The organism is Agathobaculum butyriciproducens, from assembly GCA_003096535.1.
Taxonomy (GTDB): domain Bacteria; phylum Bacillota; class Clostridia; order Oscillospirales; family Butyricicoccaceae; genus Agathobaculum; species Agathobaculum butyriciproducens.
Window position 1 is genome coordinate 30,899 of the sequence record QEKJ01000021.1, and the last position, 14,450, is coordinate 45,348.

The 14,450-nt window shown below is 56.5% G+C and carries 12 protein-coding genes; 1 reads left to right on the forward strand and 11 read right to left on the reverse strand.

The genetic code is table 11. The features are described 5' to 3' along the window. Positions 1-363 precede the first annotated feature (363 nt). From C7386_RS11765 to C7386_RS11785, 5 genes are all read right to left on the reverse strand, one after another. Positions 364-1,026 carry a response regulator transcription factor gene (locus C7386_RS11765; protein WP_158580978.1) on the reverse strand — a complete coding sequence of 221 codons (663 nt, stop codon included), beginning with the start codon at positions 1,024-1,026 and terminating at the stop codon, positions 364-366. A 187-nt stretch (positions 1,027-1,213) separates the two neighbouring features. After that, positions 1,214-2,278, reverse strand: a complete 1,065-nt coding sequence (locus C7386_RS11770; protein ID WP_110435871.1) for an aminopeptidase P family protein — start codon at positions 2,276-2,278, stop codon at positions 1,214-1,216. A 19-nt stretch (positions 2,279-2,297) separates the two neighbouring features. Further along, positions 2,298-2,732 carry a type II 3-dehydroquinate dehydratase gene (gene aroQ, locus C7386_RS11775; RefSeq protein ID WP_110435870.1) on the reverse strand — a complete coding sequence of 145 codons (435 nt, stop codon included), beginning with the start codon at positions 2,730-2,732 and terminating at the stop codon, positions 2,298-2,300. 66 nt (positions 2,733-2,798) lie between these two features. Next, entirely contained in the window at positions 2,799-3,668 is an 870-nt protein-coding gene (locus C7386_RS11780) for a TIM barrel protein (RefSeq protein WP_110435869.1), read from the reverse strand. Continuing rightward, positions 3,661-4,173: a YqeG family HAD IIIA-type phosphatase gene (locus C7386_RS11785; RefSeq protein ID WP_110435868.1), complete on the reverse strand. Its 513-nt coding sequence runs from the start codon at positions 4,171-4,173 to the stop codon at positions 3,661-3,663. Before C7386_RS11785 ends, C7386_RS11780 begins: the two co-directional genes overlap by 8 nt. A gap of 113 nt (positions 4,174-4,286) precedes the next feature. Between C7386_RS11785 and C7386_RS11790 the strand changes: the two genes are divergently transcribed. After that, the gene (locus C7386_RS11790) at positions 4,287-5,063 is read left to right on the forward strand and encodes a hypothetical protein (RefSeq protein WP_110435867.1); all 777 of its coding nucleotides are present in this window, start codon (positions 4,287-4,289) and stop codon (positions 5,061-5,063) included. A gap of 195 nt (positions 5,064-5,258) precedes the next feature. Here C7386_RS11790 and ybaK read toward each other — a convergent pair whose 3' ends face one another. The 6 genes from ybaK to C7386_RS11820 form a co-directional block, all read right to left on the reverse strand. Beyond that, positions 5,259-5,738 (reverse strand): Cys-tRNA(Pro) deacylase, encoded by a 480-nt coding sequence (gene ybaK / locus C7386_RS11795; RefSeq protein WP_110435866.1) that lies wholly within the window; start codon positions 5,736-5,738, stop codon positions 5,259-5,261. 324 nt (positions 5,739-6,062) lie between these two features. Continuing rightward, positions 6,063-9,173: an efflux RND transporter permease subunit gene (locus tag C7386_RS11800; RefSeq protein ID WP_116705594.1), complete on the reverse strand. Its 3,111-nt coding sequence runs from the start codon at positions 9,171-9,173 to the stop codon at positions 6,063-6,065. A 6-nt stretch (positions 9,174-9,179) separates the two neighbouring features. Then, on the reverse strand, positions 9,180-10,358 hold the full coding sequence (locus tag C7386_RS11805) for an efflux RND transporter periplasmic adaptor subunit (RefSeq protein WP_158557384.1): 1,179 nt from the start codon (positions 10,356-10,358) through the stop codon (positions 9,180-9,182). Positions 10,359-10,414: 56 nt separating this feature from the next. Continuing rightward, on the reverse strand, positions 10,415-11,680 hold the full coding sequence (locus C7386_RS11810) for a TolC family protein (protein WP_165815550.1): 1,266 nt from the start codon (positions 11,678-11,680) through the stop codon (positions 10,415-10,417). Between the two features lie 19 nt (positions 11,681-11,699). Further along, positions 11,700-12,983 (reverse strand): TolC family protein, encoded by a 1,284-nt coding sequence (locus C7386_RS11815; protein WP_165815551.1) that lies wholly within the window; start codon positions 12,981-12,983, stop codon positions 11,700-11,702. Positions 12,984-12,996: 13 nt separating this feature from the next. Continuing rightward, complete coding sequence (locus C7386_RS11820; protein WP_110435861.1) at positions 12,997-14,019, reverse strand: LacI family DNA-binding transcriptional regulator; 1,023 nt, start codon at positions 14,017-14,019, stop codon at positions 12,997-12,999. Positions 14,020-14,450 lie beyond the last annotated feature (431 nt).

Consider the following 14,450-nt stretch of genomic DNA (forward strand, 5'->3'; position numbering starts at 1 on the left):
TCCGTTATGTGTAGCAGCACGCTGTCTGTGAACTGCGAATATTTCACGAAACAAACGTAACGGTAACCCGACTGCCGTTCCCCTTTTCGAAGCGGTCACCGCTCTCCGATTTGCATCAGACTATCTAATAAGGGAAAGGCAGGAGTTCAAAGAGGAAGGAAAACCGCAGGTTGTCCTTCCTTTTTGCCCCCGCGGCGGGCGCCGCGAATCCCCGCGCTCCGCAGAGCGCAACTCCCCCCGCTGGGTCAGTGCAGCGAAAAAAGGCTGCCGCTCGGAAAGGCACAGCACCAACGTGCCTCGTGTGCCCCAGATAGTCAGTGCAGGAAAAATAAAAGGACGTACCATGAAAGTACGTCCTTTCCCTTATTCTGCTTCCTGCAGATAATAGCCGATGCCTCGCTCGGAGATCAGCTCGGCCTTCGATCCGACCGCACGCAGCTTGCGGCGCACAAGTGTCAGATAAACCTCGATGTTATTGTAGGTCGCGTCCCTGCCTGCTCCCCAGACCTTCTGGTGCAGCATTTCACGCGGCAGCACCTGTCCCGGTTCCCGCAGGAACATCTCTACAAGCTGCAGCTCCTTGCCGGACAGACGGACTTCGCCGTCATTGCTCGACAGCACACAGCGGCCGCGGTCAAGCGTCAGGTCGCCGGCGGTCAGGATTTCACTCTGCATCATTCTCGGCCGACGTGCCAGTGCATTGACATGCGCCAGAATCTCATCGCTCTGGCACGGACGCATGAGTACATTGTCCGCACCCGCATTCAGAATACGGATACGCGCCCGCGCGGTCGTGTGACCTGCCATGACGAGCAACGGTGTCATATCACCGCTTTCTCGCAGAGAGCGCACCGCATCGACGGTCTTCTCATCCAGCTTAGTGGCATTGTACACGATTACATCATATATATTCTCCGAAATATCAAGCGTGTCGCTCTCCGGCTGCTGATCATACAGAATATGTTCATGCTTGAAGGTGGCGAACAGGCGCTCGTCCTGCTCTGCATTGATTAGCAAAATACGCATGAGAACATCTCCTCCTATCGGTGTAACCATTGTGCCGAACTTGTGTGGATTTTTTGTGTATAGCTTATGGATAAATTGTTAAATTGATTCTTTTTCATCAAGCTGCCGTCAAGCGATACGGCAACCCATTTTCAACATTCACGGAATATAAAAGGGAGAAAACAACGTTTTCTCCCTTTTTCGCAATTTACAGAACAATAAGCTGCTTGGACGCATCGGTCAAATCAATGCAGCCGTCCTCAATGACGTACAGCATATCCTCAATACGCACGCCAAACTTGCCCGGCAGATAAATACCCGGCTCTGCGGTGACGATACTGCCTGCCGGCAGCGGCGCTTCTCCGCGCGGAGAGGCAACCGGAGCCTCGTGGATCTCCAGTCCTACACCGTGGCCGAAGCCGTGGCCGAAGGCATCACCGTAGCCTGCCGCCTCGATAATCTTACGGCCTGCTGCGTCAACGTCCCGACCGGTCACACCGGCCTTGCAGGCAGCAATGCCTGCAAGCTGTGCGTTCAGCACCGTGTCGTACACGGTCTGCATCTCGTCGGTGACATGGCCGACCGCGACCGTGCGCGTCATATCCGAGCAGTAGCCGTCATAAATACAGCCGAAGTCCATCGTCACGAAATCGCCCGCTTGGATGGTCTTTTCACCCGGTACGCCATGCGGCTTGGAGCTGTTCGCGCCCGAAACGACGATCGGATCGAACGACATGTTCTCCGCGCCATAGTGTAGCATGAGGTAGGTCAGCCGTGCCGCGATCTCCTTCTCGGTCACGCCGACCTTGATGTCGTTCAGTACCTCCTCGAGCGCCTGCTCCGCGATTCGCTGTGCCGCGACGATCTTCTCAACCTCGTCCTCTTCCTTGCACATGCGCAGCTGCTCCACACCGTCCTCGAGACGGACGGCTGTCGCGTGCAGCGCCGTGCCCCAGGACATGAACTCCGCATAGGTAAGCGTTTTGTCCTCAAGAGCGACCTTTTTCGCGCCGTCCTCGTCAAGCAGCTCATTGATAAGCGCAGAATAGCTCTGGCCCGCCTTGATCTCGCGCACCTCGAAGTCCTTGATGGCCGCGTGTGCCGCTTCGACATAACGGAAATCCGTGAAGAATACCGCCTGTTTAGCCGACAGGTACACCGCGCCTGCCGTCGAGTGAAAGCCCGTGGCGTAGCGGCGGCTGATCTCGCTGGTCAGCACCAGCGCGTCATACGGCTGCTCGAGCAGCATGGCACGCAGTTCGTTTCTTTTCATGGTAATCGCCTCTTAAATATTAGCCGATGATGGATTTTACCGCATCCACGGCGAGCAGATAGCTGTGCTTGCCGAAGCCTGCAATGACGCCCGCACACACCGGTCCGATGACCGACTTGTGGCGGAATTCCTCGCGCGCATGCACGTTGGACATATGTACCTCCACGCAGGGCAGGCGCACAGCCGCAATCGCATCGCGGATGGCGTAGCTGTAGTGCGTGTACGCACCGGCGTTCATGATGATCGCATCGCAGTCCTCACGAGCCGCGTGAATGCGGTCGATCAGCGCACCCTCGGAGTTGGATTGAAACACCGCGCATTCCATCCCCAGCCGTTCGCACTTCTGTACAACCTCCGCGTTGATGGATGCCAGCGTGTTCGAACCATAAATGCCCGGCTCGCGCTGACCGGTCAGGTTCAGGTTGGGACCGTGGATCAGTAATACCTTTTTCATGGTGATACCCCCCGTTTTCTTTTGTTATCGTCTTTGATGGAAGCCTATTTTTCTTTTAATCAGTAATTACACATTGAGAATTTCTAATTTGTCCATGAAGCACTGCTTCATGGCTAAAGCGTCCTCCGCCTGCGTTCCGGCGGATTCGCAGATAAACGTCGGTGCGTAGCCGCGTGCGGCGGTTTCCTCAGCGACCGGCGTGAAATCCGGACCGTATACCGTATCCGCGAACGTCAAATGGCGCACCTCGCCCTTATCGTTATACTCGATATGAGAGAAGTGGGCGTGCAGCTTGGCGGTACGCTCGTGACCGATGGTATTTTCCATCAGATCGAACAGCGCTCTCACTTCCTCTCGGGTGTTCATATGGCCGCCCGTGCGGCAGTTGAGATGACCGAAGTCGATGCACGGCAGCAGGCGGTCATCGGCAGCCACCAGCTCACAGACCTCCTCGGCAGTGCCGAGCACGCTCTTTTTGCCCATGGTTTCCAGGCAGACCGCGCAGCCGGTCAGGTGAGCCTCATCCAGCGCACGCAGGATGTTTTTTACGTTTTCGTGCGAGTTGCGCATGGCGCGGTCACGGGTCAGCTTGCCCTGACCGCCGCAGTGCACGACCATACGCGTTGCGCCAAGCGGCACAGCCAGCCGCGCGGTCTCCAGCACATAACCGACATTTTTCTCCATGCGCTCGCTCTCCTCGGACGAGAGATTGATGAAATACGGCGCATGAACGCTCATCTGAATGCCGTGCTGCTTGGCTGCCGCACCGATTTTGAGGGCGGTCTCCTCGCCGCAGCGCACGCCGCGTCCGCACTGATACTCAAACGCGGTCAATCCCATCTGTGCGAGCCATGCAGGCGCATCCTCGCTCTTCTTGAAGCCTGCGGCGGCAAACGACTCCGAGTTGCCCGCAGGACCGAATTTCGGCTCAGCCATGATGTGCTCTCGCCTCCATTCTGCGCCGTCCGCGCGCGATAAAGCCGCGCTCAAGCTGATAGCGCACATTGATCCAGAAAAACCGGCGGTCGAGCGTTTCGACGTAGCAGGTCAGCGCGCCTGCGCGGTTGCCGCCGAACACGTCGGTGAAAATCTGGTCGCCGATAACGGCAATCTCGCGCATGGACAGGCCAAGCCGATTTGCCGCCTTGCGGAAGCCGCGCGAAAACGGCTTTCCGGCATGGCTGATATAACCCACACCGAGCGGCTCGCAGAACTTTCCTACCCGCTCGGGATGGTTGTTGGAGAACACCAGCACAGCGATGCCGGCATCCTTCAGCCGATCGACAAAGGTGTGCAGCGTATCGGGCGGCAGAGCAGCCTTGTGGGATGCCATTGTGCCATCCAGATCGACCAGCACGCCGCGTACGCCGTGGGCAGTCAGCACCTCCGGCGTAATATCGTAAATCGAATCAAATACATAATCGGGAATCAGTTTGCTCATTCATACACTCCTGTTAATACCCGTATTCTAATTTAGCGTAATGCTACATATAGTGTAATGGAATTTATTCAAAAAGTCCAGAAAAGATAATTTTATCGCAAAGGAGTCGATCCATGATGGTCTACACGAAAAACCTTATTCTGGTATGCACCGGACGCGACACGACGAAAGCCGCTTCGCTCGGCATGCCGGTTTTGCAGCTTTGCCTTGGCATTTCGCAGTCCGGGGCGCTGCAGCGGCTCAAGGTGTCCGCGGTGCAGCGACACTGCCTGCTCGGCGTGACCGACCCGCCGCAGGCTATCAACTTCTGCAGCGCCGAGCGCATTGCCGCCGATCTGGTTTTCGAGGCGCGGCGCACGGAAGCGCCCGGCGTATTCGCGGATTTTGAGCACGACACGCCGCTGAACCGCCGCCTGCTGGCCGCATTCGACGAAGCACTGTACGATGCGGATATTCCGCTGTATGTGCCGCTCGAGTGCGGACGCACGCTGTCGCACGCGATACTCACGGTCTCCACCGCGATTTCGGGCGGCAGTCTGACCGAGTACATTTCCTCCCTGCAGGGCATTTACAGCGCTGCGCGGATTGCCGCGTTTCTGCAGCCGGTTTCGCAGGATTTCACCCTGCCGTCACCCACGCCGAACGGCATTTCACTCAGTGCCGCAGCAAGAGCCGCGCTGCTCGCGCAGACCGGCGCGCAGCCGTTCTTTTCGCGCGAGCTGTGCGCGAAATACTTCACCTACATGGATGCAGACGGACAGGCACACTTTGTCCTGTACGACGATGATTCCACGCTGGCAGCCAAGCTGGCGCAGCTGGCGGGCTGCGGCGTGCAGAACGTGTTCGCGCTGTTTCCGGATGCGGCAGGGCTGCTGAAGCCGCAGACGTAAGGCAGCACTGCACAATTAAGACTACGGCGCTTTGCGGAAATTTTGTATCCTGACTTTATAACGGTTCCTTGTGCAGGCTCCGGTCGCGCTGCCGCTGATTCTACGGTAATACATCAAGTATTACCGCAAAGCCGCGCCTCGTCAGTGCACAAAATCCACTCACAAATCGCTCTTGTTTAATCATGCAGTATTGCTTTAATCCGTCGTGATATGCGCGGTCGCGGCGCGTGTCAGCTTGATGAGATCCGCCGGTGCACATTCGATCTGGAAGCCAATCTTGCCCGCAGAGACCATCACGGTCGGAACATTGTTCACGCTCTCGTCAAACACGGTCGGGAACGCCTTTTTCATGCCGACCGGCGAGCAGCCACCGCGTACATAGCCGGTAAGTCCCAACAGTTCCTTGACATGCACCATCTCGACCGACTTTTCGCCTGCCGCCTTGGCTGCTTTTTTCAGGTCAAGCTCCTTTGCGACCGGAATAACGAATACATGAAAGCCGCCCGATTTGCCTCGTGCAACCAGCGTCTTGAATACCTGATCGGGGTTCTGACCGAGCAGTTCCGCAACCGAAACACCGTCTACGGCGTCCTTGCCGTGCGGATATTCGTGCGGCTTATAGGCGATCTTGTGCTGCTCGAGCACACGCATTACATTTGTTTTATCCGAAGCCATATTGTTCGCTCCTATCTGCAATTTATACAAATATTATAGACTTCACTTGTGCGATATGCAAGGGAATATCGGAATTGAAAATTGAGAATGAAGAATGGAAAATTATCGCGGCGGTTGAATCAATACGTCGTTTGTAAATTCATTTGCACTCGTATACCTCGTAGGGGCGAACAGTGTTCGCCCAAGTCATCGTTAAATGAGTGCGGGAACACACTGTGCTCCCCTGCGGAGTAGATAGTACAGACATTGGACAACTGCGGTACCCATTTTACCCGCCATTCATTCTCAATTCAAAAAGGGAACCGAAATCGGTTCCCTTTTTGCTTACTGCTGCGGATTTTTCTTATGGAAGTTAAACTTGGGCAGCTTGATTTTCTTAAACAGGCCGGAAAGGCGGGAAGCGACGCTGTCGGTCAGCGAATAGTAAACCGGGGTGATAAACAGCGTTGCGATGGTGGAGATAACCATACCGGTCATCATAACAACACCCATCGGCTTCATCATCTCGGAGCCTTCGCCGCTGGAGCATACCATCGGCACAAGGCCGAGGATAGTGGTCATAGCGGTCATCAGCACCGGACGGACACGGCGCGGACATGCGTTCAGGATAGCCGTATTCTTATCCTCACCGCGCTGACGGCGCTGCAGGGTATAGTCGATCAGCACGATGGACGAGTTGACGACTGTACCGGCCAGAATGATAACACCGAGCAGTGCGACCATGGAAACATGATTTCCGGTCGGCCACAGCAGGATCATCGAGCCAAGCAGACCGATCGGCAGGATCAGCATGATTGCAATCGGCAGCGAGAACGAGTTGAACTGCGTTGCCAGAATGAAATATACCAGCAGGATTGCCACCGCAAGGGCCAGCATCAGCGTACCGGTGGTCTCTGCGATCTGCGAAGCAGCGGTATCGCCTTCGCCGACCTCTACGCCGTCCGGCAGCTCGTACTTGGCAACAATGTCGTCAACAGCCGCCTTAATGGCATTGCTGTCACCGGATTCGCTTTCACCGGTGATGGTAACGGTCTCCTTCTGGTTCTTGCGCACGATGGACTGCGGGCTGAGCTCGGTGTAGACATCCGCCACCATGGACAGCGGTACGGTGCCGCCGGTCATAGTCGGAATTTGCATGGAGCGCAGTGCGTCCAGACTGGTTGCTACATCCTCGTCACCGGCAACGGTAACGTCGTATTCCTCACCGTTCATGCGGAGCGTGGTTGCGGTCGAGCCGGTCAGCTCACCACGAACCAGACCGCCAATGGTAGCCGCATTCAGACCGAAGCGAGACGCATTCTCGCGGTTGATCTTAACGGCAACACGCGGGGTCTGCTCGCCTGCCGAGGATTCCACGTTGATAGCATCCGGCAAGGCGCTGATCTGGTTTGCCAGATCGCCTGCCGTCTCAGCCAGCTGGTCGTAGTCATCGCCGGTCAGCTCAACGCTGATGTCCGAATCCGTGGACATCGACATGGTGCTGCTGGTCGAAACCGTCAGTTCACAGCCTGCAATATCCTGCAGGTCATGGCGCAGCTGCTTGGCGATATCCGCTGACGAGCGGTCACGCTGATCGAGATCTACCAGTGAAATGGTAACGCTTGCGCCCGAGGACGAGGACATGATCGAGGTCGAAGAACCGGTCGAGTAGTAGATCTGCTCCAGCTCCGGGATGGTATCAACTGCGATGGCCGCAATGCGGTCCTCGATGGCGGCAGTGTCCTCCATAGTCGAACCGTTCGGCATGGAAACCGTAACACTCACCTCACCCTCATCCATCTCCGGGATGAGCTCCATGCCCGCCTGGCTGACGCTGAGCACGCTGACAATACAGATGACAACGGTCAGCGCGACGCCTGCCCAGCGGTGGGTGATCAGGAAATTCAGCGAACTGCGGTATGCACGCGACAGCGGCTTTTCGGTGATCGGCGTTGCGCCCGAGCCCTGCGGCTTGATGCTCTGCTGCTTGGTGCCGCCGAGCAGGAAATAGCACAGCAGCGGCACGAGCGTGATGGAAATGATCAGCGAGCTGAGCAGCAGCGCTACGATGGTGATACAGAATTCCTTGAACATCATGCCGGCCATGCCGCCGGAGAGTGCGATCGGCAGGAATACGGCGACCGTGGTCAGCGTGGAGGCGATAACTGCACCGATGACCTCGCCGGTGCCCTTGGTGCAGGCCTCCAGACGGTCGTAGCCGTCCGCTCGATAGGTAAAGATGTTCTCCAGAACAACGATCGAGTTATCCACGATCATACCTACGCCGAGCGTGATACCGCCGAGCGACATCATGTTCAGCGTAATGCCCAGCACGTTCATAATCAGGAACGTAAACAGGATACAGCACGGCATTGCGATGGTAACAGCCATGGTCGCGCCGAAGTCGCGCAGGAAAAGGAACAGCACGATTGCGGCGAACAGCACGCCCATCCAGATGTTCTGAATAGCGTTATCAACCGTCATGTTGATATAGTCGGACTGATCCATAACGATATTCCACTGCAGGGAATCGTTGCTCTTAAGCAGGGAGTCAAACTCAGCCTTGGCCAGCTCGGCAATCTGCACGGTGTTCGAGCCAGACTGCTTGTTGACCGACAGGATGATACATTCCTCACCGTCAACCTTGGAGATGGCGTCCTGATCCTTCGGCTGCATGGAAACATCCGCAATCTGGCTCAGACGGACCGTGCCGCCTGCCGGAAGCGAGATCAGAGCGTTCTTAACATCATCAATGGACGAATACTCGCCGTCCGTGCGGACAGCCAGCGTCTGCGAACCGTTATCCAGATCGCCGCCCGGAATGGCGATGTTGTCCGCGCCGAGCTGCTGACCGATGGACGAAATGGTCAGGTTATAACCCTTCAGGCGGGAGGCGTCCGTGTGGACTGCGATCTCCTGCTCGTAGCCGCCCGAAATATCAACAGACGCTACGCCGTCCAGACGCTCAAGCGCCGGCTGAATCTCGTCCTCGGCGATGGACTGCAGAGAGGCCAGATCGTTGCCACGCAGCGCCACCGAAACGACCGGCATGGAGTCAATATCAATCGACATAACGGTCGGGTCGGATGCGTCATCCGGCAGCTGGCTCTTTACCTGTGCAACCTTGTCGCGCAGGTCGGTCATTGCCTGATCCATATCGGTATCATTCGTAAACCGGATGACCAGCATAGCCATATTCTCGGACGAGGTGGACTGGAGCGTATCCAGACCGGACAGACCCGCTACCGCACCCTCGAGTTTTTTGGTTACCTGCTGCTCGATATCCTCCGGACCGGCACCCGGGTAAGTAGCGTAAACAACCGCTGCCGGAACCTCCATGGACGGCATGAGCGCCAGCGGCAGGTTCTGGAAGCTGTAAAAACCAAACACAACGACCAGTATGTACAGCAGGATGGTCATTACATGGTGTTTGATAAAGGTTTGTGCGAATTTCATGCGCGCTTAGCCCTCCCCGCCGTCTGCGGCGTCCGAGGTAACGACATGCACGGCTGCACCGTCCGACAGATAGGACTGACCCTTGGTAACAACCCGGTCGCCCGCCTTGAGGCCGGAAACGATCTCGGTCGAATCCTTGGTAACCAGTCCGGTAGTGACGGTAACGCGGGTTGCGGCAGTTCCGTCCGCATTTACGGTGAACACATACTGCTCGTTGTTGTTGCCGGTCAGGATGGACTCGGTCGGCACGGAAATCGTGCTTGCGCGGCGGTCGGTATAGAAGGTGACGGTAGCAAACGCGCCGATCGGCGGCTTGGTGCCGGACGGCAGAGAAACCGAAACGTCATACAGATTGGTCTGTGCATTGGCAGCCGCCGGCAGCGTGCTGACCGTACCGTTCATCGACTCCTTGGAGACAGCGGAAACCGTGACGCTTGCGGTATCGCCGACCTTGATGCCGGTGAATACGTCCTCAGCGACAGAAACCTGCACCTCAACCGCACCGTTCTCGGCAATGACCACGCTCGGCTGCGCCGAGGATGCCATGCCGCCGCGGTCTACGTTTACAGCCGTAACCGTACCCGAGCACGGAGCGGTTACCGTGCCAAGGCTTGCCTGCTTGTTGATCTGGTCCATAGATGCCTGAATCTGCGCCAGAGACGCGGACTGCTGGGCCTCAGCCTGCGCGACACCCGCCTGCGCCTGCGTCAGTGCCTGCTTGGCCTTGGTCAGATCCTGCTCGGCAGCCGCACCGGCTTCGAGCAGTGCTTCCGTGTTGCTGACCGCCAGTTCCGCCTGCTCCACACCGACCTTTGCCGATTCAATCGCACGGTCGGTCGCGGTCTTTGTGGCGCTGTAGGATTGCTGCAGCGAGCTCATCGTCGAGGTAACCGTCGAGGTATCCACCGTAAACAGGGTCTGACCCTTGGATACGGTGTCGCCTTCGCTGACGTTCAGCGTCTGCACCTGACCTGCCAGCAGTGGGAACACCTGCACCTCATTGACGGCGGCAATCTTGCCATTCAGCGTGTACTCCGAGCTCATCGCACCCGAGGTAACATCGGTTACCTCAACCGCAGTGCTGTTTGAACTTTCCTCCTCGGTTTCCTCTTCCTTGCCGCAGCCTGCACACAGTACCATCGCACCGGCCAGCAGCGCCGCAAGGATTCGTTTGCTATTGCTCATCGGGGTCCTCCAATTCATTATATATATCTGCTATATTCGCAAAAACGGTCAGCTTATCAAGTTGTTGCCGTAATTACACCGCGTTTTGCCCACTGATAGGTGTTGTAAGCGGTCAGCAGATCAATACGCGCTGCAACCTCGGTCTCCTGTGCGGTGGTGAAGGTATCAAGCGCATCCGTGTACGCCATCTTGGAGATCATGCCGCGCGTGTACTGCACCTGGCTTACCGTAAACGTCTTTTTCGCCTGTGCGAGATCGGCATCCGCCGCAGCAAGTGCGGTCTGCTTCTCCTGCAGGTCGGTATACAGCTTGCGGAAGGAAGCGGTCGTGCTCTCCTTCTGTGCGTCGCGGTCGATCTTGGCTGCCTGATAAGCATACAGCGTGTTGGTCTTATTGTTCTCGTAATCGTCGGACGCGGTCTGCATTGCGTACTCCTTGGAGTAGATCGCGTAGCTGTTCTTGAGCGCCTCGGCAAGATCCTTGTTATAATCAATGGAGGTGACCTGCTCGGCGGTTACGACCGGAAGATCGCTCGTTTCGATCTGCGTACCGGTGGTATAGCCGCACTGGATAGCGAGCGTGTTGGTCAGCGCCTCTACCTGCGTGGTCAGCGAAGCCTTGCCGGCAACGGCGCTCTCTCGCTGCGCCTGCAGGCTCTTGAGCGTGTTTACACCGGTCATACCCAGCTTTACCTGCTTCTGCACAGTCGCAATGTTGCGGTCGAGCTGCTGAATGCTGCGGTTTGTCTGGTTGAGCGTATACTTCATGCCGCGCAGAGAAATGTACGTGTTTTCCGCACTCAGGCAGATTTCATCGGCTGCATTCTGCATCTGACGGCGGGTGTTATCAACCGTTTTCTCCTGATCTTCCTCGGCGTCGTCCTCGTCGTCGTCGAGGTTCTTGTACGATGCTTCGGCGGCTGCCAGGTTGCGCTGCAGAATGGAAATCTGGCTCTCAAGCGTCTTGCGCAGACCGGCGTTCTCCTTGTCGGTTCCCAGTTCCTTCAGCGTTTTCTGCAGTTCCTTGATCTGCTTCCGGTAGGACGAAATCTGCTCGGAAAGCTGGAAATAGCTTTCCATGTACCGGTCGCTGACATCGGTCTTTTCCGCGCTGAGCACGGTGTTGTTGTTCGCCTTGATGGTGACGTTGTTCTGGCGGACGGTCTCCTCCAGCTTGTCAAACGTCAGCTTGACCGGCGCCGTCGGCTGGGTCTGGGTGGTGCCGGTGGTGTTCGTCGCGGTCTTGGTATCGGCGGCAAATGCCGGTACGACCATGCCGCACAGCAGAGCAGCAGAAAGACCAGCTGCAATGGTTCGTTTCATTATAATATATACTCCTCTCTTATGCGGCTGCGGTGGTGATAAGTACGCCTTCCTTGGCCCATTCGTACTGGTTATATGCAGTATACAGCGACAGATACGCGCTTTCCACATTCAGCTTTGCGGTCGTTACGGCATCCTGCGCCTGCTGATACGCCAGCTTAGAGATGATGCCCTTCCTGTACTTCACGGTCGCGGTTTTCAGGTCAAGCTCCGCCTGTGACTGTGCGGTTCGCTTGGCTGCCAGAGTCGTCCGGCAGTCCTTGACGGTCTTGTAGGTGCTGTCGAATGCAGCCACTACCGACTCCTTGGCCGCCGCCAGTGCGTCCTCAGCGGACTTGACCGCCTCGGCGGTACCGCTGATGTTCTTGTCGTACGAGTTGTACGCGCTGCGCACAGCATCCTGCTTCTGCCAGATGAGGAAGCTGTTCTTCTGCGCCTGCTCCAAATCCTTCTGATAGGACATCTTATCCAGATTGCCCTCGTACAGCGTCTCAAAGTCGGCCGGCATCACGATGGTGTTCGCGTCCAGACCGCACATCAACGCAACGCTCGAACCGAGGTTTTCGCGGGTGGTCTCCAGTGTGTCGATGGACTGCGCCAGCTTGTCGCGCTGATTCTGCACCGTGTCAAGCTGCAGCTGCCCAATCATGCCGAGTTTTCTCTGAGTTTTCAGCACAGCCAGATTGCGGTCCAGCTGTTTCAGCGTTACCTGCAGGTTTTCCTTGGTGTAGCCCAGATTTTTAATGGTAATCAGCATGGTCTGTGCACCGAGCGCCAGCTGACCGGAGACATTTTTCGCCTGCTTGCGCAGCGTGTACGCCGCGTCATCCAGCTGGGACAGCATGGCCATTGCCTGCTGCATGCCGCTGACGGCATTCTGATTCAGGCTGATCTGGTAATCCTTTAATACCTGCAGCTGTGCTTCGTAGGTTTTGTACAGATCAGGCTGCTGTGTCTTGTTGATTTTCTTCATCGCATCTTCCATGCTGATGATAAGATCGGTGTAAATCTGACTTTCGCTCTGACCTGCCGAGCCTGTCGAGCCACTCGACGCATACGAGCTACTGTCCAGCGAAGCTGCCGTTTTATTCAGCATTTTCACCGTGTTATTGTCACTCTCCACCGTACGCTTGACGCCCAGCAGACCCATTTTCTTGACGGTATACGCCGCCGGTTTGCTCTGCGCGGTGCTCGTCCCGGTCTGCGGCGCTGCCGGTTGTCCGGTGCTTACCGCGCCTGCAGGCCATACAAATCCGGCGCACAGCACCAGAGACAGCAGTGTGCGCTTCCAGTTTGCTTTCATATAGGCTCCTTTCTCACAACAATTCCCTTGTGATAATGCTGGTGTGAATGTATTCGATGCTCTGCCGCGGCGATTCTCCGGTACGCAGTGTATGCGCCAGCACTTCGATCGCGCGCGTCGTCTGCGCCGAAAAATCCTGATCGACGATGAAATCCAGCCGTCCGTCCTCCAAATACTGGCGCGCATGCGGCGTCAGATCGTGACAGACAACGTGAATGCGCCGATTGGGCTTTGCGCGCTCGAGCGCGTCCATACAGCCGCGCACGGACTCGTTTGCCATATAAATACCGCGCAGACGCGGGTTCTGCCGCACCTGCTGCAGTACGCCGTCGTAGGTCAGCTCGTACTGCTCGACACTCTCGATGACGTTTACGTTTACGTTATCATCAAAAATCTCGTGCAGGCGGTCAAGGAAGCCGCGCACACGCAGTCCGTGCGCCGTGAATTCACGGTTGCCGGTAACGACGAGCACATCCTGTCCCTCAACGTACGGTGCAAGCAGTCCGGCGGCAATCCGGCCGGATTTGACCATGTTCTGTCCGATATGATACAGGCGGCGGCTCTGCCGCACATCCGAGTCGCAGGTAACGACCGGAATGCCGATTGCGACCAGCCGGTCGATTTCCTCACTCATCGCTACCGTGTCCGGCGCGGTGACAATGAGACCGTCAATGCCGCGCTCCTCCATGCGTCCGATGGCCTCGAAATACGCACGGTGCGAGCGGTTTTTCAGCTCCTCCACCAGCACATTTACATCATTTAATCCGCGGTTGTGTACAGCCACGCGAATGCCCTCGCGCATCCGGCGGATGAAAAACGCATCCCAGCTCGGCAGGATTACGCCGATGCGGAACGCGCCGTGTCCCGCACGGGCGGCCTGCCGCTGCGACGGCGTTTTGTAGCCGTATTCGCTGATTATTTTCTGCACGCGCTCCCGCACTTCCGGCGCTACATTCGGTCGGCCGTTTACAACTCGGTCCACTGTTCCACGCGATACGCCGCACTGCTCTGCGATCCACTGTGCAGTTACCTTCATAAGATATTCTCCTTTTCAGGCATCCATGTATCCTCTTTTATCCCTAAAAGACACATTTTTGCCACAATACGTTCATATTTTATCATAGTGCAGTAAAGCGCACAAGCGTTTCACCGCATTTTAGACACCAACGTGCAATGTGTTGCATTTTCCTGTGCATTTTCTATTTTAGCACAATGCACGGATATTTTGCACGATTTTTTTGCGCTCCGCTTTGCTATTTTTCACCAAACAGAAGCCCCAAAATTGGGCGGTGCGCTGAAAAATACGCTGCACCCTTGAAGCACACCCGCAAGTGGTTTATAATAGAATCACCTTATATAAAAGGAGAGAATTCCAATGGGCATTTTGAAAATTGGCGTTGTAGGCTGCGGCCGAATCGGCAAGCTGCACATCAACAACCTGATCAACTCCGTACCGGGCGTTCAGGT